The sequence below is a fragment of the Streptococcus oralis genome (assembly GCF_901543815.1).
In the GTDB taxonomy this organism is placed as follows: Bacteria; Bacillota; Bacilli; order Lactobacillales; family Streptococcaceae; genus Streptococcus; species Streptococcus oralis_CM.
In genome coordinates, this window is record NZ_CABEIU010000002.1 from 310977 (window position 1) to 332068 (window position 21092).

The window sequence follows — 21092 nt, forward strand, 5'->3', positions numbered from 1 at the left end:
AGAGATGAATGGAAAAGTAGTAAAGCCTTCATTGGCCATAATCCAGAGTTTTCTTGTTATTTTATTGACTTATCTGCTTAGTGCTGTGAGAGAAACAGAGATTGTTTCAACAACAGCTATTGCACTTTATATCCTCCACTATTTTGTCTTTTATATCAGTGATTATGGACAGGATTTCTTTAAGAGGGGATATTTGATTGAACTTGTCCAGACATCGAAATATATCCTATTCTTTGCGCTAGCAATTAGTATTTCTAATTTTTTCTTAGAAGATCGATTTAGTATTTCCAGACGAGGTATGATTTACTTCCTCGCATTACATACTCTCTCAGTCTATGTGCTAAACCTATTTATCAAGTGGTATTGGAAGCGAGCTTATCCCAACTTTAAAGGAAGTAAGAAGATCCTCTTGCTTACGGCGACGTCTCGTATCGAAAAGGTACTGGATAGACTAATAGAATCAAATGAGGTTGTTGGGGAGTTGGTAGCCGTCAGTGTCTTAGATAAACCAGATTTTCAGCATAATTCTTTAAATGTAGTAGCAGAGGAGGAGATAGTGAACTTTGCGACTCATGAGGTGGTCGATGAAGTCTTTATCAATCTTCCAAGTGAAAAATACAATATTGGAGAGCTTGTCTCTCAGTTTGAAACGATGGGAATTGATGTAACAGTCAATCTAAATGCTTTTGATCGTAGTTTGGCACGTAACAAGCAAATTCGTGAGATGGCAGGACTAAACGTTGTGACTTTTTCTACAACATTTTATAAAACTAGCCACGTGATTGCTAAGCGGATTATTGATATTATCGGTTCCCTGGTAGGCCTGATACTATGTGGTCTAGTCAGTGTTGTACTGGTCCCTTTGATTCGAAAGGATGGGGGTTCTGCTATTTTTGCTCAGACGCGTATAGGAAAAAATGGGCGCCAGTTCACTTTTTACAAGTTTCGCTCTATGTGTGTAGATGCCGAGGCGAAAAAAAGAGAACTCATGGAACAAAATACCATGCAGGGTGGAATGTTTAAGGTGGACGATGATCCGCGTATCACGAAAATTGGTCGTTTTATAAGGAAGACTAGCTTGGATGAGTTGCCACAATTTTACAATGTTCTAAAGGGAGATATGAGTTTGGTAGGTACACGACCACCAACAGTGGACGAGTATGAGCACTATACCCCAGAACAGAAACGCCGTCTCAGTTTTAAACCTGGAATTACTGGCCTATGGCAGGTAAGTGGACGAAGTGAGATTAAGAATTTCGATGAAGTTGTCAAATTAGATGTGGCCTATATAGATGATTGGACAATTTGGAAAGATATTGAAATTTTATTGAAGACAGTTAAAGTAGTATTTATGAGAGATGGAGCGAAGTAGATTGATAGATGTAAAAGTCATTGTAGCAACACACAAGAAGGCTAAAATGCCTCAAGATAATACTCTTTATCTTCCAATACATGTTGGGAGAGAAGGAAAATCAGATATCGGTTTTATTGGAGATAATACTGGTGATAATATTTCATCTTTAAATCCATATTATTGTGAATTAACAGGACTTTACTGGGCGTGGAAGAACTTAGACTGTGATTATCTAGGTTTGGTACACTATCGCCGTTATTTTACCAAAAGATCACAAAGATATTCAGATTATATCAGTATGGATGAAGTTATTTTATCTCGAGATGATTTAGATAATCTTCTTTTGACAAATGATGTTCTGGTTCCTAAGAAGAGGCGATATTATATTGAAACACTCTATTCTCACTATGCTCACACCTTGGATGGAAATCATCTTCATATTTCTCGTGATGTCATTAAAGAGTTAAGCCCAGAATATTTAACGACCTTTGATAAGGTCATGAAGCAACGTAGTGGTTACATGTTCAATATGTTTATTATGAGAAAAGATTTGGCAAATCAGTATTTTTCTTGGTTATTTCCTATTTTAGACAAGATGTATGAGCAAATAGATGTATCCCAGTTAACACCGTTTGAAGCTAGACTATTCGGTCGTGTTAGTGAATTATTATTTAATGTGTGGTTGAAACATAAGGACATTAAGCCAAAAGAGCTTCCATTTATGTATATGGAAAAGGTGGATTTGTTTGAAAAAGGGAAATCCTTCTTAATGGCAAAATTTTTTGGAAAGAAGTATGGTCAGAGTTTTTAGATAGGGATGAACAATAAGAATGAAATTAATAGTAAAAATAAAGTCTTTGCCAGAAATTTTAGCTCTTGTTGCGTTAGGGATATTTTTAATTATTTCAATATTAAGTGTGACTTTTTATGCTCAATATTTACCTAAAGAAGTTTATAAAATAGTGGTAGCTACTTTACTCTTTCTTTTGTTTACAAAAGAGTCATTTAATAGAAAGTATGATTACAAAACACTCATTGGATTATTTGCTACAATTTTACTTTACTTTATTATAGGGGAAATGGGCACTATCAATTCTAATATCGCAGTAGGTATATTGTTTGTTTATGCTTTACGTGATATTCCGTTTAAAAATGTAGCGAAAATTGCTTTAGTGATAAGTGTATGCTTGTTATTGTTTGTTATAATAAGTGCTAAATTGGGAGTTATACCTAATTATTTAGAGATTTCTGGGAGAGTCCGTAACTATTTGGGCTTTAGATATGCTTTATTTCCGTCGGCTCTGCTAATGAATGTAGTTGCTATTGTATTTTATTTAAAGCAAAATAGAATCTATTATTGGCAGTGGTTCTTGCTAGCTTTATCTGTTTATTGGGTATATGAACAGACTGATTCTCGTTTGACATTTTATAGTTCCTGTATATTGTTGATTTGCAATTTATTAATAAAGTGGTTTCCTGATCTTTTCTCTAAATTAGGACGTATGTTTAGTATTTTTAAATTTACCTTTATTGTAAATGCACTAGTGAGTTTTTGGATTTCATTTACTTATCTCAATTCAACTAATGTTTTTGTTAATAATTTTCTTTATGAATTAAACTACATGTTAGGTAATCGTATATATTTGACGAATAAATCTCTGCAGCTATATGGCTTTGGTTTGTTTGGCCGACAAGTTGAATGGACTGGGAATGGTCTCACTACAGAGGGAGTAAAAATTTATCAGACGTATCTATATGTGGATAATTTGTATATGCAAATTTTACAAAAATACGGTTTGCTAATCCTAGTATTGATGATTATACTGTTAACCTTAACTTTGTTTAAAGTTATTAAGAGACATCAATGGGTTCTTGCTTTTATTTTGATATTGATGAGTTTCCATTCAATAATTGATGATTTGAATTTGTACCTTCAGTACAATATATTTTGGATTTTGATAGGAAGTTTAATATATTCTGATTATCAATCTTCCAGCGAAAGAGATTAAATGTTAGAGAATGATTCGTTTGAAAAAATAATATAATGGGAAATTAAGTAGTATTAGTCAGCTACAGATTTAAGAGAATACTGAACAGGAGTACTATTATATATCGAATTGTATCGTTTTTACAGAGGAGAAAAGTATGTCGGATATCAAAATTATTCAAAATAAGATTCTGTCTATCTTGAAAGAATTTATTAATATTTGTGAAGAAAATAATTTGACCTACTATGCTCTAGGGGGAACATTGCTTGGAGCAGTACGTCACAAAGGATTTATCCCTTGGGATGATGATATTGATATTGGCATGCCGAGGGAAGATTATGAAAAGTTTAAAAAAGTAGCTTCACGTTTATTACCAAGCTATTTAAAGATAGTCAATAATCCTCTAAATCTCGATATAACTCAATTGGTCGATAAAAATGTGATTGTTAAATTTGCAAATTTGGAAAGCAATGTCTTTATCGATATTTTTCCTCTAGATGGTTATCCAGAAAAGGGGAGTTTTGCAGCTAAATTACATAGTTCTAGAGTGTTGTTTCAAAGAATGCTTTGTAAAATATCAGTTTTGGATCATCTTGAAGACAAAGATCGCGGAACTATAGAGAATCTTATAGTTAAAATATCTAAAACGCTAAGAATCCAAAAGCTACTTCCAAAAGATGCTTTAGTAAAGAATCTGCATAAACTTATTCAGAAATATGATTTAAAAACTTCCCGTTACGTTGGGAATGTTCTAGGCAGATATAGGGAGAGAGAAATAGTTCCTAAAGAGTACTTTGGGGAGCCTAACTCTCTTAATTTTGAAGATGTTATAATAAAATGTCCTACAGATTATAAAGGTTATTTGACGGAAATTTATGGCGATTTCATGGAACTCCCTCCAGTAGAAGATAGAGTGGCACATAATATCGAGCTTATATCAACTAGAGATAAAGAGTAAAGGGTAGGTTAAAAATTGGCAAAAAAAGTATGTATTGTGAAATGGATTTTAGACGATTCTGGCGGTGGTGAGCGAGTTGCTATATCATTGGCAAATGAACTCACAAAAAAGTGTGAAGTTCATTTGATTGGAATTACAACAAAGCAATCTAACCTTTTCTTTAAAATTAATTCTCAGGTAAAATACTCCAATTTTTTTGACCATAGAGTACGCTTGTCTAAGAATATTCTCAAAATCTCAAAAATGTTAAAAAAATATTTTATAGATAATGAGATAGAGGTTGCCTTTGGGATAGGGATATCCGCCAATGTATTTTTATCTTTAGCAGGAATAGGGATTCCTACTAGAGTAGTTTTATGTGATCACACCAATTCAATTACTGATAATAGAGAATTTTCTCAGAGAGTACAAAGGTATGTTGGAACAAAGCTTGCAGATAAGATTATTACTCTCACCCTAGAAGATCGTAGAAATTATATAAGCAAATACGGTATTTCTGAGGATAAGATTGCTTATATTTACAATTGGAAAGAAAATCTTCTTTCTAATGTAACTTATAACAATGAGTCGACTAAACTTGTTACAGTTGGTCGTTTTGATAATCAAAAAGGCTATGATTACCTTGTTCAAGTTGCCAAAAAGGTTTTGTCTAAGAAGTCTGACTGGACCTGGGAAATCTACGGTTCTGGCAATCAAGATGAAGTAGACAAAATCCGGGAACTAATCAAAGAAAACGATTTGCAGGATAAATTGTTCATTAAAGGACTAGAGAAAAATCAGGATCTAATATATGGGGATAAAGGGATTTACGTCATGACTTCTCGTTACGAGGGTTTACCCTTGGTATTGTTAGAAGCTCAGCAATACAATCTTCCTATTGTTAGTTTCAGTTGTCCGACAGGGCCTAGTGAGATTGTCGAAAATGGTATTAATGGTTATCTAATAGATTGTTATGATATAGATGAGATGTCTAAGAGATTGTTAGAGCTAATGAATGACAAGGAAATTAGGAATCGTTTTTCATCTCATGCCAAAGACAATATGGATAAATTTGATAAAAATATGATTCTTAACCAGTGGATTGAACTGATTGAGAAAATTTAGGAGATAAAATGAAAGATTGTTTGTTAACAATTGTAATGCCTAGTTATAATATTCAGGACTACATTTCAAAAGGAATTGAATCCTTCCAGCAAGTAAACCCAAATCATAAAGAAAAATTTGAGGTTTTGATTGTGAATGATGGAAGTACAGATGATACAGAAAAAGTAGCAAAAGAAGTTTTGGAAAAAGATTCTTTACTGAATGGACGAGTAATAACGAAAGAAAATGGTGGACATGGTTCCACTATCAATCGTGGTATTCAGGGAGCGAAAGGGAAATTTTTTAAAGTTATTGACGGAGATGATTGGATTGTTCCGGCAGAATTTGAAAAGTTTTTGGATGCTCTTGAAACTACTGATGTAGATATGATTATTACCGATTTTACAGAACAACATGTATATAATGACACTGCTGTTCGAAATGATTTTATTGATAAATATGAAGTTGGTAAGACATACACGGGAATTCCTGATGTTCGAATTCCAATGCATTCAGTTGCTTATAAAACATCTATCTTATCGAAGAATAACATTCGATTGAGTGAAAAAACTTTTTACGTTGATATGCAGTACACTCTATTTCCTTTAGAGTATGTCCATAGTTTTGTTTACTGGAATTTCGATATTTATCAATACTATATTGGAAGACCTGAACAGAGTATGAATATTGAGAGTATGAAGCGAAATGTTCGTCATCATCTAACTGTAACAAACTCTGTGCTAGACTATTTTTCAAAAATTGAGGGTGATGTTGTCTTGAATCGAGTTGTTTCTGAGACATTGGTCTATTTAATTAGTTTGCAAGTTGATTTGTCTTGGATGGTTGATGACTCTAAGGCACTCTTGACTGAACTATACAGTAAAATTCAGCAAAGTTCATATAACTACATTCCTACGAAAAAATTTGATAAATTATCTTATTTGAACCATAACACCAACTATGTACTAGGTGTGATTTTCAATCCCATTTTGAAGAAATACTCGAAGAAGAAAGAAAAAGAGAGAGGGGTTTAAGATGTTGATTAGCATTGTTGTTCCGATTTATAATGTTGCAGACTATTTGCACTTTGCTATAGAAAGTTTGATAAAGCAAACCTATCAAAATTTCGAAGTAATCCTTGTAAATGACGGTTCAACAGACAATTCTCCGATGTTATGTGAGGATTATGCAAATCGGTATGAAAATATCCATGTTTTTCACAAAGAAAATGGTGGTTTATCTGATGCACGTAACTTTGGAGTTTCTAAAGCGAGTTCAGATTGGATTTTCTTTTTAGATCCAGATGATTATCTTGAAGAATATACTCTAGAGTTAATCGTGAAAATTCATGAGGAGCATCATGCAGACTTGATTTCAACTAAGGTGAAGACAGCGTCTAAATATAATGCTTATACTTCTTATCGCTTACAAGAATCAGATTATAAAGGTCTAGCTCCAATCACAAAAGAAGAGGCTCTGGAAGCAATGTTGGATGATAAATTCGCGACAGTTTCTGCTTGTGCCAAACTCTACCACAAAAGCATCCTGGAGACAGTTCCTTTTCCAGTTGGTAAAATTTATGAAGATTTTTATGTCGTTAGTGAACACCTTTCTCTTGCAGATAAAATTGTAATCAGCCCACTTGAAACATACAATTATTATCGAAGAGAGGGAAGTATTGTCCGTTCAACATTTACTGAAAAAAGGTATGAATTCTTTGATGCGGTTGAAAGAAACGAAGAAGTCATTAGGAAAAAATATAACCAATGTGAAGAGTTACTACAATCATTACAAGCAAAAAAAATATTGGGTGGTTTTGTAGTAATTGGTGCAAAAGCTGACTCAGGTTTAAAAGATTTTGCAAAAGATAAAGAGTTATTGAGAGTCAAAATGAGTGAGTTATTAAAAAATAGTAAGTTATCATCGAAAGTAAAACTTAAATACCTTATTTTTATTTTTAGCACTAAATTGTATTTGTTGCTACGATAGTATCGTGTATAGATTCAATTTAATTTGGAATAAGTCTTAAAAATTGTAGGAAAGAGGAAATATGAAAGAAACTTTTAGAATAATTGCCCATTATAAGTCTAATCGGTCAAAGTTTTTATTTTCGCTGATTGATTCTAAATAGGACAACTTGAAATGAAAGTACTTAAAAACTATGCCTACAATCTATCTTATCAATTGTTGGTGATTATACTTCCGATTATTACGACTCCCTATGTAACACGGGTCTTTTCTTCGGATGATTTAGGAATTTATGGTTATTTTAACTCCATCGTTACTTATTTTATCCTCTTAGCGACTCTAGGAGTTGCCAACTATGGGACCAAGGTCATTTCAGGGTATCGCAAGGAAATTGAAAAAAACTTTTGGGGAATCTACTCTCTGCAATTAGGTGCAACAGTCCTTTCTCTAACCTTGTATGGTCTTCTTTGTCTAACCCTTCCCTTTATGCAAAATCCAGTAGCCTACATTCTAGGCTTGGCTTTGGTTTCTAAAGGATTAGATATATCCTGGCTCTTTCAAGGGTTGGAGGATTTTCGAAAGATTACTGTTCGCAATATTACAGTAAAATTAGTTGGAGTGATTTCCATCTTCCTTTTTGTCAAATCTGCAAATGACCTATACCTCTATGTCTTTTTGCTAACCATATTTGAACTCTTGGGGCAGATAAGCATGTGGCTACCCGCTCGGGAATTTATTGGAAAACCTCATTTTGATTTAGAGTACGCCAAACATCATTTGAAGCCTATTATTTTGCTATTCTTACCACAGATTGCTATTTCGCTTTATGTAACTTTGGATCGTACGATGCTTGGTGCTTTATCCTCTACAAAAGATGTAGGAATTTATGATCAGGCTCTTAAATTGGTAAATATTTTATTAACATTGGTAACATCGCTTGGGAGTGTTATGTTACCTCGAGTTGCTAATTTATTAGCAACAGGAGATTATAAGGCAGTCAATAAGATGCACGAGATGTCTTTTTTAATCTATAACTTGGTGATTTTCCCAATCATAGCAGGAATGTTGATTGTCAACGATGATTTTGTTCAATTTTTCCTTGGGAAGGACTTTCAAGATGCACGCTATGCAATTTCTATTATGATTTTTCGCATGTTCTTTATCGGTTGGACCAATATTATGGGAATTCAAATTTTGATTCCACACAATAAAAATAAGGAATTTATGGCTTCAACAACTGTGCCTGCGATTCTCAGTGTTGCTTTGAATTTGTTATTTCTCCCTAAGCTTGGTTATATAGGGGCAGCGATTGTCTCAGTGTTGACAGAAGCACTTGTATGGGCAATTCAATTGTTCTTTACTCGTAAATACTTAAAAGAAGTTCCCATTATTGGATCTATGACGAAAATTGTACTCGGATCTGCTATCATGTATGGCATTTTGCTGGCTTCAAAAACATTCATACATTTTTCACCGGTCATAAATGTTTTAGTGTTTGTGGTGCTTGGTGGAATCATTTACCTTTTTTTGATTCTATCTCTGAAAGTGGTAGATGTGACAGAATTAAAACAAATGATTAGGAAAAATTAGAATGCGCAAATATCGAAATATTAATTTAGATCTATTAAAAGTACTTGCATGTGTTGGAGTTGTTCTACTTCATACAACGATGGATGGGTTTAAAGAGACAGGTTCATGGAATCTTTTGACATATTTATATTACTTAGGAACTTATTCTATCCCTCTATTTTTTATGGTCAATGGTTATTTATTGTTGGGAAAGAGAGAGATTACCTATTCTTACATACTGCAGAAAGTAAAATGGATTCTAATAACAGTGTCGTCATGGACCTTTATCGTCTGGCTGTTTAAAAGAGACTTCACAGAGAACCTAATTAAAAAAATTGTAGGTTCTTTGATACAAAAAGGTTATTTCTTTCAGTTTTGGTTTTTCGGATCCTTAATGCTTATTTATATATGTTTGCCGATTTTGAAAAAATTTCTAAATTCAAAAAGAAGTTATTTATACAGTCTATCTTTATTGGTAGTTATTGGTTTGATTTTTGAGTTAGCAAATATTGTATTTCAAATGCCAGCACAAACATATGTTATACAAACCTTTAGATTATGGACTTGGTTTTTTTACTACCTTTTAGGTGGTTTTATAGCGCAATTTAACAAGGATATTATCAAAAATAGTTTTAAGAGATGGATGAAAGCAGTTGTGGTACTGTTGTTATTGATTTCACCAGTAATATTATTTTTCATAGCGAAGACTACTTATCATAATCTTTTTGCTGAATATTTTTATGATATTTTATTTGTAAAAGTTGTAAGTTTGGGAATTTTTCTAACTATCCTCACGCTTACTTTGAATGAAAAACGGAGCGAATGTATTGTTTCCCTTTCTAATCAAACTATGGGAGTTTTTATAATACATACATATACTATGAAGGTATGGGAAAAACTATTTGGTTTTAGTTTCGTAGGATCATATTTACTTTTCGCTATATTTACTTTAAGTGTTAGTTTTATTATTGTTGGAATGTTAATGAAAATTCCTTATTTCAATCGAATCGTTAAATTATAAAAAGGAGAACACTATGTACGATTATCTTATCGTCGGAGCTGGTTTGTCTGGAGCTATTTTTGCTCACGAAGCTAAAAAACGTGGAAAAAAAGTAAAAGTGATTGATAAACGCGATCACATTGGAGGGAACATCTACTGTGAAAATGTAGAAGGTATCAATGTCCATAAATATGGTGCCCATATCTTCCATACTTCTAATAAAAAAGTTTGGGACTATGTTAATCAATTTGCTGAGTTTAACAACTATATCAACTCACCTGTCGCAAACTATAAAGGAAGTCTTTATAATCTTCCTTTCAATATGAATACTTTCTATGCTATGTGGGGGACAAAAACTCCACACGAAGTGAAAGATAAAATTGCTGAGCAGACAGCTGATATGAAGGATGTTGAGCCGAAAAATCTGGAAGAACAAGCTATCAAGTTGATTGGTCCGGATATCTATGAAAAATTGATCAAGGGTTATACTGAAAAACAATGGGGACGTTCTGCGACAGACCTTCCACCATTTATCATCAAACGCCTTCCAGTTCGTTTAACCTTTGATAATAACTATTTTAACGACCGTTACCAAGGAATTCCTATTGGTGGTTATAATGTGATTATCGAAAACATGCTTAAAGATGTAGAAGTTGAACTTGGAGTAGACTTTTTTGCTCATCGTGAAGAGTTGGAAGCATCTGCTAACAAAGTTGTCTTCACAGGAATGATCGACCAATATTTTGATTACAAACACGGAGAGTTAGAATACCGTAGTCTGCGATTTGAACATGAGACTTTGGACGAGGAAAATTATCAGGGAAATGCTGTAGTGAACTATACAGAGCGTGAGATCCCTTATACTCGTATTATCGAACATAAGCATTTCGAGTATGGCACGCAGCCAAAGACCGTTATCACGCGTGAATATCCAGCCGACTGGAAGCGTGGGGACGAACCCTACTATCCGATCAACGATGAGAAAAATAATACTATGTTTACTAAGTACCAAGAGGAGGCTTCAAAGAATGATAAGGTTATCTTCTGCGGACGCTTAGCAGATTATAAGTATTACGATATGCATGTGGTGATTGAACGAGTGCTTGAGGTTGTGGAGAAAGAGTTTGGATATGACAAAAAGTAGAATCAATTGGATAGATTTTGGAAAAGGCTTTTCCATATTTTTAGTCTTAGTAGGACATGTGTTGCTTGGACTGTATCAATCGGAAAAATTTCCCACAGCAAACAACATACTATCATTGTTGATAGCACAAGTCTACATATTTCATATACCAGTATTTTTTGCCTTATCAGGATACTTTTTCAAACCTGTGTCGGATTTGAAGGAGTTCTGGCAATATGCTAAAAAGAAGACAATTGTTTTTGGTCTGCCATATATTTTCTATTCGATCATTCACTTTGGTCTTCAAAAAGTTGCAGGGGCATCTGTTCGTGTTCCTACAACCATATCTGATTTGCTAAATATCTATAAAGATCCTCTTGGGGTTTCGTGGTATTTATATATACTCTGGTCGATTTTGATAATCTATGGATTATTGTCTATTTTAGTCAAAAATCGTAGAATGTTATTTTTGATAAGTGTTTTCGCTTATTGTTTAACCCTATTTGTTCAAACAGATATTTATATTATTCAAAGAACGCTAGTTTGGGGGCTTTGTTTCTTTCTTGGCAGTGTATTGAGTGAAATTCACTTTGATAAAATTAATTTGAAAAAATTTCTTTTTTTCTTTGTGCTATTTGATTTTATTTATATGTTCGCTTGGTTCTTGTTTTATGAAGTAGGGGCTAAGAAGGATTATGTAAGCTATAGTAACCCAGGTTTGTGGGGGATTGCTTTTATTGTCTCTGTATTAGTTGCTTTTGTGATTTTTCCTAAAATGGAGAAAAATTTTCCTAAAACTTTCCTATATTTCACTAAATACGGGAAAGATAGTTTAGGTATCTATATTCTTCATGCACCAATTTGTAGCATGATTCGGATTATAATGTTGAAAGTGGGAATAAACTCAGTTTTTCTTCACGCTGTTGTTGGGATTGTCTTAGGCTGGTATTTATCCATACTAGCAACTTATATATTGAAAAAAATTCCATTTTTGAATATTGTTTTATTACCACAGAAGTATATTAAGTTAAAATAAATTATTTTGGCTCTTTGTCAGCTAACATCTGGAGAAGACAATCACTGTCTTCTCCTTTTTTGTCTTTTCAGAATATACCAAATTAACACAAAAATTCTGAAAATTCTGTTGACATCTTTTTGAAAAGAGTCTATAATGGAGAGAAAGTTTTAAAGGAGAAAATGATGAAAAGTTCAAGACTACTTACCCTTGCGGGCGTGACATTATTGGCGGCGACTACTTTAGCTGCATGCTCTGGATCAGGTTCGAGCGCCAAAGGTGAGAAGACATTCTCATACATTTATGAGACGGATCCTGATAACCTCAACTATTTGACAACTAATAAAGCAGCTACAGCAAATATTACCAGCAACGTGGTTGATGGTCTGCTAGAAAATGACCGCTACGGGAACTTTGTGCCGTCTATGGCTGAGGATTGGTCAGTATCCAAGGATGGATTGACTTACACTTATACTATCCGTAAGGATGCAAAATGGTATACTTCTGAAGGTGAAGAATACGCGGCAGTCAAAGCTCAAGACTTTGTAACAGGACTTAAATATGCTGCTGATAAAAAATCTGATGGTCTTTATTTAGTTCAAGAATCAATCAAAGGATTGGACGCCTATGTTAAAGGAGAAATTACAGACTTCTCTCAAGTAGGAATCAAGGCCCTTGATGATTATACAGTTCAGTACACATTGAACAAGCCAGAAAGCTTCTGGAATTCTAAGACAACGATGGGAGTTTTGGCTCCAGTAAATGAAGAGTTCTTGAACTCCAAAGGGGATGACTTCGCCAAAGGGACAGATCCTAGTAGTATTCTCTATAATGGACCATTCTTGCTCAAATCAATCGTAGCCAAATCTTCTGTTGAGTTTGAAAAGAATCCAAACTATTGGGATAAAGAGAATGTCCACATTGGCAAGGTGAAATTGTCATACTGGGATGGCCAAGATACCAACAAACCAACTGAAGCCTTCAAAGATGGCAGCTTTACAATGGCACGTCTCTTCCCAACAAGCGCGAGCTACCCAGAAACTGAAAAAGCCTTTAAAGACAATATTGTTTACACACAACAAGACTCAACAACTTTCTTAGTTGGTATCAATATTGACCGTCAGTCTTATCAACATACTTCTAAGACAGCTGATGAACAAAAAACATCTACCAAGAAAGCTCTTCTAAATAAAGATTTCCGTCAAGCGCTTGCCTTTGGTTTTGATAGAACTGCCTATGCCTCTCAAGTAAATGGCGCAAGTGGTGCGACTAAACTGCTTCGCAACTTGTTTGTCCCACCTACATTTGTTCAAGCAGATGGTAAAAACTTTGGTGAGTTGGTCAAAGAAAAATTGGTGACATACGGTGACGAGTGGAGCAACGTGAACTTGGATGATGCCCAAGATGGTCTCTACAATCCAGAAAAAGCCAAAGCAGAATTCGCCAAGGCTAAGACAGCTCTTCAAGCAGAAGGTGTGAAATTCCCAATCCACTTGGATATGCCTGTAGACCAAACAAACACAACGAAAGTTCAACGTGTGCAATCTTTGAAACAGTCACTTGAAGCAACTTTGGGAACAGATAATGTAGTTGTGGATATCCAACAACTTCAAAAAGACGATGTCTTGAACATCACCTACTTTGCCGAGACTGCTGCTGGTGAAGATTGGGATATCTCAGATAACGTTGGTTGGTCTCCAGACTTTGCGGATCCATCTACCTACCTTGATATTATCAAACCATCTGTAGGAGAAAATACAAAAACTTACCTAGGATTTGACTCTGGAACCAACAACGCTGCTGCCAAGCAAGTTGGTTTGGAAGACTACGAAAAAATGGTTGTGGAAGCTGGGGAAGAAACTACTGACGTTTCAAAACGTTATGAAAAATATGCTGCTGCCCAAGCTTGGTTGACAGATAGTGCCTTGATCATCCCAACAACTTCTCAAACTGGTCGTCCAATGTTGTCTAAGATGGTACCATTTACTCTTCCGTTTGCTTACTCAGGTAACAAAGGTATGAGCGAAGCCCTTTTGTACAAATATCTAGAAGTACAAGATAAGCCAGTAACAACAGAAGAATACCAAAAAGCCCAAGAAAAATGGCTGAAAGAAAAAGAAGAGTCTAATAAAAAGGCCCAAGAAGATCTCGCAAAACATGTGAAATAACTGTTGCAGAATATAAGAAAGGATTTAGTATTTCTCTTGAATGCTGAATCCTTTTTTACATTTGTAAAGAAAGATTCTAAATTTGGAGCCTCTTTTTGTCAGAATAGAGAAAATTTTTGTTAATTTTACTTGTTTCCTATTGATTTCTTAGTTATTATTTGTTATATTAAAAGCATAATTATTTTTTATTTATCAGGGTTAAGCATTGCACTTTCAGAGGAAGGAGTATTTTTTAAAAAGAAAATGTAAACGCTTACTCAAAAATGAAAGGATTTAGGAGTTTATGAATAAAAGATCATTTGAAAAACGTTGTAAATATAGTATTCGGAAATTTTCATTAGGTGTTGCTTCTGTTATGATTGGGGCTGCATTCTTTGGGACAAGTACAGTTCTTGCAGATAGCGTGCAGTCTGGCTCCACGGCGAATTTACCAGCGGATTTAGCTACTGCTCTTGCAACAGCAAAAGAGAATGATGGGCGTGATTTTGAAGCGCCTAAGGCAGGAGAAGACCAAGGTTCTCCAGAAGTTACGGATGGGCCTAAGACAGAAGAAGAACTATTAGCACTTGAAAAAGAAAAATCAGCTAGTTCAGATAAGTTACCAGAAGGCTTAGAGGGCAAATTGGATAAAGCTGAAGATAAAGGAAAAGAAGTTGATAAGGATCAATTAGCTAAAGATACTGAGAATCTCGTTCCAGAAGATGTAGCTAAAACAAAGAATGGTGAATTAAACTACGGAGCAACTGTCAAAATCAAGACACCATCAGGTGAAGGTAGTGGGATTGTCATTGGCGAAAATCTGGTTTTAACTGTCTCCCATAACTTTATAAAAGATGTTCCAGATGGCAATAATCGTAAGGTCGTTGACAATGATAATGGTGATGGGGATATCTATAGCATTTCCTATCCAGGACTACCAGATGTTAAATTTAGTAAAAAAGACATTATTCACTGGGATCGTGAAGGTTTCCTAAAAGGTTACAAGAATGATTTGGCTCTTGTGAGATTACGTACAGTTCTCGAAAATACGCCTGTTGAAGTAACCAAAAAGCCAGTAGTTAAGAAAATCGGAGATAAACTCCATGTCTTTGGTTATCCAGAAGGGAAATTGAATCCGATTGTCAATACTAAAGTTGATTTTGCAGAACCATATGGAGAAGGTGTCCAAGGGATCGGTTATCAAGGAGGAAAACCAGGTGCTAGTGGTGGTGGTATCTTTGATACAGAAGGAAAACTCGTTGGTGTTCATCAAAATGGAGTTGTTGGCCAACGTAGTGGTGGCATTCTCTTCTCACCTGCCCAATTGAAATGGATCCAAGATCACATGAAGGGAATTTCAAGTGTCAAACCAGCAGACTTGGAAGAAAAAGAAAAACTGGCTGAAGAAAAACCAAAAGAGGATAAACCTGCGGCTGCTAAACCTGAAACCCCTAAGACAGTAACTCCTGAATGGCAAACGGTAGCGAAAAAAGAGCAACAGGGAACAGTTACGGTTCGTGAAGAAAAAGGTGTCCGCTACAATCAATTGTCTTCAACTGCACAGAACGACAATGGCGATAAACCAGCCTTGTTTGAAAAACAAGGATTGACAGTTGATGCTAATGGAAATGCGACGGTTGATTTAACCTTCAAAGATGATTCTGAAAAGGGCAAATCACGCTTTGGTGTCTTCTTGAAATTTAAAGATACCAAGAACAATGTTTTTGTTGGTTATGACAAAGATGGCTGGTTCTGGGAGTATAAATCTCCAACCGATAGCACCTGGTATAAGGGGGGGCGTGTAGCAGCGCCTGAGACAGGATCAATTAACCGCCTATCAATTACCCTCAAGTCAGATGGACAACTCAATGCAACGAATAATGATGAGAAACTCTTTGATACGGTTACTTTGCCAGCAGCTGTTAATGAAACTCTTAAAAATGAGAAGAAAATCGTCCTAAAAGCTGGTTCCTATGGCAATGAGCGTACAGTTGTCAGCGTTAAAACAGACAATCAAGAAGACGTGAAAGCAGATGATACTCCTGCCCAGAAAGAAACAGGTCCGGCCGTTGATGATAGCAAGGTGACTTATGATACGATCCAGTCTAAGGTCCTCAAAGCAGTGATTGACCAAGCCTTCCCACGTATTAAAGAATACAGCTTGAACGGGCATACCTTGCCAGGACAAGTTCAACAATTCAATAAAGTATTTATCAACAAACACGAAGTCACACCAGAAGTTACTTACAAAAAAATCAATGAGACAACTGCAGAATACTTGATGAAGCTTCGCGATGATGCTAATCTTATCAATGCAGAAATGACAGTTCGTCTGCAAGTTGTGGATAATCAGTTGCACTTTGATGTGACCAAGATTGTCAACCATAATCAAGTTACTCCAGGTCAAAAGATTGATGATGAAAGAAAACTGCTTTCTTCCATTAGTTTCCTTGGCAATGCTTTAGTCTCTGTTTCTAGTGATCAAGCTGGTGCTAAGTTTGATGGGGCAACCATGTCAAATAATACCCATGTCAGCGGAGATGATCATATCGATGTAACCAATCCAATGAAAGACTTGGCCAAGGGTTACATGTATGGATTTGTTTCTACAAATAAGCTTGCTGCAGGTGTTTGGAGTAACTCTCAAAACAGCTACGGTGGAGGTTCTTATGACTGGACCCGCTTGACAGCCTACAAAGAAACAGTCGGAAATGCCAACTATGTCGGAATTCATAGTTCTGAATGGCAATGGGAAAAAGCTTATAAGGGCATTGTCTTCCCAGAGTATACCAAGGAACTTCCAAGTGCCAAGGTTGTTATCACTGAAGATGCTAATGCAGACAATAAAGTGGATTGGCAAGATGGAGCTATTGCTTATCGTAGCATCATGAACAACCCTCAAGGTTGGGAAAAAGTCAAGGATATCACTGCTTACCGTATCGCGATGAACTTTGGTTCTCAAGCACAAAACCCATTCCTTATGACCTTGGATGGTATCAAGAAGATCAATCTCCACACAGATGGTCTTGGGCAAGGTGTTCTCCTTAAAGGATATGGTAGTGAAGGTCACGACTCTGGACACTTGAACTATGCTGATATTGGTAAACGTATTGGTGGTGTCGAAGATTTCAAGACCTTGATCGAAAAAGCGAAGAAATATGGAGCTCATCTAGGTATCCACGTTAACGCTTCTGAGACTTATCCTGAGTCTAAATACTTTAATGAAAATATTCTTCGTAAGAATCCAGATGGAAGCTACAGCTACGGATGGAACTGGCTAGACCAAGGTATCAATATCGATGCTGCTTATGACCTAGCACATGGACGCTTGGCTCGCTGGGAAGACTTGAAGAAAAAACTTGGTGATGGTCTCGACTTTATATATGTGGACGTATGGGGCAATGGCCAATCAGGTGATAACGGTGCCTGGGCTACCCACGTTCTTGCTAAAGAAATCAACAAACAAGGCTGGCGTTTTGCGATTGAGTGGGGCCATGGTGGTGAATACGACTCTACCTTCCAACACTGGGCAGCTGACTTGACCTATGGTGGCTACACTAATAAAGGTATCAACAGTGCTATCACTCGCTTTATCCGCAACCACCAAAAAGATTCTTGGGTTGGGGACTACAGAAGTTACGGTGGTGCAGCCAACTACCCACTTCTAGGTGGTTACAGCATGAAAGACTTTGAAGGTTGGCAGGGAAGAAGTGACTACAATGGCTATGTAACCAACTTGTTTGCCCATGACGTCATGACTAAGTACTTCCAACACTTCACTGTAAGTAAATGGGAAAATGGTACACCAGTTACCATGTCTGATAATGGTAGCACCTATAAATGGACTCCAGAAATGAAGGTTGAGCTAGTCGATGCTACAGGTAACAAAGTGGTTGTGACTCGTAAGTCAAATGATGTCAATAGCCCGCAATACCGCGAACGTACAGTAACGCTCAACGGACGTGTCATCCAAGATGGTTCAGCTTACTTGACTCCTTGGAACTGGGATGCAAATGGTAAGAAACTTCCTACTGATAAGGAAAAAATGTACTACTTCAATACGCAGGCTGGTGCAACAACTTGGACACTTCCAAGTGATTGGGCAAATAGCAAGGTTTACCTTTACAAGTTAACTGACCAAGGTAAGACAGAAGAGCAAGAACTCACTGTAAAAGATGGCAAGATTACCCTAGACCTTCTAGCAAATCAACCATACGTTCTCTACCGTTCAAAACAAACCAATCCTGAAATGTCATGGAGCGAAGGTATGCACATCTATGACCAAGGATTTAACAGTGGAACCTTGAAACACTGGACCATTTCTGGTGATGCTTCCAAGGCAGAAATTGTCAAATCACAGGGTGCAAATGAAATGCTTCGTATCCAAGGCAATAAGAGCAAGGTCAGCCTTACTCAGAAACTGACTGGCTTGAAACCAAATACCAAGTATGCGGTTTATGTCGGTGTTGATAACCGTAGTAATGCTAAGGCAAGTATCACAGTGAATACTGGCGAGAAAGAAGTGACTACTTATACTAATAAGTCACTCGCTCTCAACTATATCAAAGCTTATGCTCATAACAATCGTCGTGACAATGCTACAGTTGACGATACAAGTTACTTCCAAAACATGTACGCCTTCTTTACAACTGGATCGGACGTCTCAAATGTTACTTTGACATTGAGTCGTGAAGCTGGTGATGAAGCAACTTACTTTGATGAAATTCGTACCTTTGAAAACAATTCAAGCATGTACGGAGAAAACCATGATACAGGTAAAGGCACCTTCAAACAAGACTTTGAAAATGTTGCTCAAGGTATCTTCCCATTCGTAGTGGGCGGTGTCGAAGGTGTTGAAGACAACCGTACTCACTTGTCTGAAAAGCATGATCCATATACACAACGTGGTTGGAACGGTAAGAAAGTCGATGATGTTATCGAAGGAAATTGGTCATTGAAGACCAATGGACTGGTTAGCCGTCGTAACTTGGTTTACCAAACCATTCCACAAAACTTCCGCTTTGAAGCAGGTAAGACCTATCGTGTAACTTTTGAATACGAAGCAGGATCAGACAATACCTACGCCTTTGTAGTTGGTAAGGGAGAATTCCAATCTGGTAACCGTGGTACGAAAGCAAGCAACTTGGAAATGCATGAATTGCCAAATACCTGGACAGATTCTAAGAAAGCCAAGAAGGCAACCTTCCTCGTGACTGGTGCAGAAACAGGTGATACTTGGGTAGGTATCTACTCAACTGGAAATGCAAGCAATACTCGTGGTGATTCTGGTGGAAATGCCAACTTCCGTGGATATAACGACTTCATGATGGATAATCTTCAAATCGAAGAAATTACCCTCACAGGTAAGATGTTGACAGAAAATGCACTGAAGAACTACTTGCCAACTGTTGCCATGACTAATTACACCAAAGAGTCTATGGATGCTTTGAAAGAGGCGGTCTTTAATCTCAGCCAAGCAGATGATGATATTAGTGTCGAAGATGCGCGTGCAGAGATTGCCAAGATTGAAGCCTTGAAGAATGCCTTGGTTCAGAAGAAAACAGCCTTGGTGGCAGAAGATTTTGCAAGTTTGGATGCGCCTGCCCAACCAGGTGAAGGCCTAGAGAATGCCTTTGATGGAAATCTATCTAGCCTATGGCATACATCTTGGAATGGTGGAGATGTAGGCAAGCCTGCAACCATGGTATTGAAAGAGCCTACTGAAATCACAGGACTTCGCTATATACCACGGGGTTCAGGTTCAAACGGTAACTTGAGAGATGTGAAACTGGTTGTCACAGATGAGTCTGGCAAGGAGCACACCTTCACTGCGATGGACTGGCCAGATAACAATAAACCAAAAGATATTGACTTTGGTAAGACAATCAAGGCTAAGAAGATTGTCCTTACTGGTACCAAGACATACGGAGATGGTGGAGATAAATATCAATCTGCAGCAGAACTCATCTTTACTCGTCCACAAGTAGCAGAAACACCTCTTGACTTGTCAGGCTATGAAGCAGCTTTAGCTAAGGCTCAAAAATTGACAGACAAAGAAAATCAAGAGGAAGTGGCCGGAGTTCAGGCGAGCATGAAATATGCGACGGATAACCATCTCTTGACTGAAAGAATGGTGAAATATTTTGCAGATTATCTCAATCAATTAAAAGATTCTGCTACGAAACCAGACTCTCCTACAAGTAGCAAGGGTGAAGAGCAACCTCCAGTTCTTGACAAACCAGAATTTACAGGTGGTGTTAATGGAGTTGAGGCAGCCGTACATGAAAAACCAGAGTATACTGGTCCATTCGGTACAGCAGGCGACCAGCCAGCACCAACCATCGAGAAACTAGAATACACAGGTGGTGTGAATTCAGTTGAAGCTACGGTAAACGAAGTACCAGAATACACAGGTGGAGTCAATGCAGTTGAAGCAGCAGTACATGAGAAACCAGAGTACACTGGCCCACTCGGTACAGCAGGCGACCAGCCAGCACCAACCGTCGAGAAACTAGAATACACAGGTGGCGTCAATGGAGTTGAAGCTGTGGTAAACGAAGTACCAGAATACACAGGTGGTGTGAATGGAGTTGAGCCAGCCGTACATGAAAAACCAGAGTACACAGCCCCACTAGGTACAGCAGGTGATGAACCAGCACCAACTGTTGAGAAACCAGAGTATAAATTAACACCAGCTCCACTAGCTGATTCAAAGACTCCAAAAGTTAAAGATACTCTGAAAAATGAAGAAAGCAAGAAGGCTCTTCCAGAAACAGGAGCAGGGCAGTCTGATACAGCCCTCTTCCTTGCAGGAATCAGCCTAGCATTGTCAGCAGCCCTCTATGCTGCTAAAAGTAAAAAAGAATAGATATTCTATTCTATTCTAT

13 protein-coding genes are annotated in these 21092 nt (G+C 36.8%); all 13 read left to right on the forward strand.

Features of this window, described 5'->3' with window-relative positions:
* Positions 1-4: 4 nt before the first annotated feature.
* Positions 5-1372, forward strand: coding sequence for a sugar transferase (locus FQT28_RS01685; RefSeq protein ID WP_143989209.1), 1368 nt, complete (start codon positions 5-7; stop codon positions 1370-1372).
* Positions 1359-2165: a DUF4422 domain-containing protein gene (locus tag FQT28_RS01690; protein ID WP_398575121.1), complete on the forward strand. Its 807-nt coding sequence runs from the start codon at positions 1359-1361 to the stop codon at positions 2163-2165. The genes FQT28_RS01685 and FQT28_RS01690 overlap by 14 nt, the downstream gene beginning before the upstream one ends.
* Before the next feature lie 19 nt (positions 2166-2184).
* Complete coding sequence (locus FQT28_RS01695; RefSeq protein WP_143989211.1) at positions 2185-3363, forward strand: polymerase; 1179 nt, start codon at positions 2185-2187, stop codon at positions 3361-3363.
* A gap of 136 nt (positions 3364-3499) precedes the next feature.
* The gene (locus FQT28_RS01700) at positions 3500-4300 is read left to right on the forward strand and encodes a LicD family protein (RefSeq protein WP_143989212.1); all 801 of its coding nucleotides are present in this window, start codon (positions 3500-3502) and stop codon (positions 4298-4300) included.
* 15 nt (positions 4301-4315) lie between these two features.
* Entirely contained in the window at positions 4316-5404 is a 1089-nt protein-coding gene (locus FQT28_RS01705) for a glycosyltransferase family 4 protein (RefSeq protein WP_143989213.1), read from the forward strand.
* Between the two features lie 8 nt (positions 5405-5412).
* Complete coding sequence (locus FQT28_RS01710; RefSeq protein WP_143989214.1) at positions 5413-6417, forward strand: glycosyltransferase family 2 protein; 1005 nt, start codon at positions 5413-5415, stop codon at positions 6415-6417.
* 1 nt (position 6418) lies between these two features.
* On the forward strand, positions 6419-7372 hold the full coding sequence (locus FQT28_RS01715) for a glycosyltransferase family 2 protein (protein ID WP_143989215.1): 954 nt from the start codon (positions 6419-6421) through the stop codon (positions 7370-7372).
* A 153-nt stretch (positions 7373-7525) separates the two neighbouring features.
* Positions 7526-8941, forward strand: coding sequence for a flippase (locus tag FQT28_RS01720; RefSeq protein ID WP_143989216.1), 1416 nt, complete (start codon positions 7526-7528; stop codon positions 8939-8941).
* Position 8942: 1 nt separating this feature from the next.
* Positions 8943-9941: an acyltransferase gene (locus FQT28_RS01725; protein WP_143989217.1), complete on the forward strand. Its 999-nt coding sequence runs from the start codon at positions 8943-8945 to the stop codon at positions 9939-9941.
* Positions 9942-9954: 13 nt separating this feature from the next.
* Complete coding sequence (glf, locus tag FQT28_RS01730) at positions 9955-11064, forward strand: UDP-galactopyranose mutase (protein ID WP_143989218.1); 1110 nt, start codon at positions 9955-9957, stop codon at positions 11062-11064.
* Positions 11051-12079: an acyltransferase family protein gene (locus FQT28_RS01735; protein WP_143989219.1), complete on the forward strand. Its 1029-nt coding sequence runs from the start codon at positions 11051-11053 to the stop codon at positions 12077-12079. Before glf ends, FQT28_RS01735 begins: the two co-directional genes overlap by 14 nt.
* A gap of 164 nt (positions 12080-12243) precedes the next feature.
* Positions 12244-14226 carry a peptide ABC transporter substrate-binding protein gene (locus FQT28_RS01740; protein ID WP_143989220.1) on the forward strand — a complete coding sequence of 661 codons (1983 nt, stop codon included), beginning with the start codon at positions 12244-12246 and terminating at the stop codon, positions 14224-14226.
* Positions 14227-14509: 283 nt separating this feature from the next.
* The gene (locus tag FQT28_RS01745) at positions 14510-21073 is read left to right on the forward strand and encodes a SpGH101 family endo-alpha-N-acetylgalactosaminidase (protein ID WP_143989221.1); all 6564 of its coding nucleotides are present in this window, start codon (positions 14510-14512) and stop codon (positions 21071-21073) included.
* Positions 21074-21092: the final 19 nt, after the last annotated feature.

Coding starts and splice junctions, on each gene's coding strand:
- FQT28_RS01685 (WP_143989209.1), top strand. CDS start 5: ATGAATGGAAAAGTAGTAAAGCCTTCATTGGCCATAATCCAGAGTTTT.
- FQT28_RS01690 (WP_398575121.1), top strand. CDS start 1,359: ATGGAGCGAAGTAGATTGATAGATGTAAAAGTCATTGTAGCAACACAC.
- FQT28_RS01695 (WP_143989211.1), top strand. CDS start 2,185: ATGAAATTAATAGTAAAAATAAAGTCTTTGCCAGAAATTTTAGCTCTT.
- FQT28_RS01700 (WP_143989212.1), top strand. CDS start 3,500: ATGTCGGATATCAAAATTATTCAAAATAAGATTCTGTCTATCTTGAAA.
- FQT28_RS01710 (WP_143989214.1), top strand. CDS start 5,413: ATGAAAGATTGTTTGTTAACAATTGTAATGCCTAGTTATAATATTCAG.
- FQT28_RS01715 (WP_143989215.1), top strand. CDS start 6,419: ATGTTGATTAGCATTGTTGTTCCGATTTATAATGTTGCAGACTATTTG.
- FQT28_RS01720 (WP_143989216.1), top strand. CDS start 7,526: ATGAAAGTACTTAAAAACTATGCCTACAATCTATCTTATCAATTGTTG.
- FQT28_RS01725 (WP_143989217.1), top strand. CDS start 8,943: ATGCGCAAATATCGAAATATTAATTTAGATCTATTAAAAGTACTTGCA.
- glf (WP_143989218.1), top strand. CDS start 9,955: ATGTACGATTATCTTATCGTCGGAGCTGGTTTGTCTGGAGCTATTTTT.
- FQT28_RS01735 (WP_143989219.1), top strand. CDS start 11,051: ATGACAAAAAGTAGAATCAATTGGATAGATTTTGGAAAAGGCTTTTCC.
- FQT28_RS01740 (WP_143989220.1), top strand. CDS start 12,244: ATGAAAAGTTCAAGACTACTTACCCTTGCGGGCGTGACATTATTGGCG.
- FQT28_RS01745 (WP_143989221.1), top strand. CDS start 14,510: ATGAATAAAAGATCATTTGAAAAACGTTGTAAATATAGTATTCGGAAA.